At 53.4% G+C, this 251-nt stretch carries 1 protein-coding gene; it reads left to right on the top strand.

Going from position 1 to position 251, the window contains the following annotated elements:
* Nucleotides 1–39: 39 nt before the first annotated feature.
* On the top strand, nt 40–251 hold a 212-nt coding region (locus Q1A69_RS20265; RefSeq protein ID WP_299589781.1), incomplete at its 3' end, for a DUF2163 domain-containing protein.

Consider the following 251-nt stretch of genomic DNA (forward strand, 5'->3'; position numbering starts at 1 on the left):
GGTACTCAATGGCAATGTGGACCTGCTGGAGATTCGCCTGTGAGACAGATTCCCCCAGCTTTACAGGCCCATTTGGACAGCGGCGTCACCACCACCTGTAAATTATTAAAAATCACCCTAAGCGACGGCCGCCAGTTCGGTGCCGCCACGCTCGACCGCGATGTGGTTTACGAAGGGCTCACCTATTACGCCCAGAACGGTTTCGATTCCAGCATTATCGCCAGTGATACCAGTTTTGATGTGGACAATGC

The organism is uncultured Microbulbifer sp. (assembly GCF_947498635.1).
Classification (GTDB): Bacteria; Pseudomonadota; Gammaproteobacteria; order Pseudomonadales; family Cellvibrionaceae; genus Microbulbifer; species Microbulbifer echini.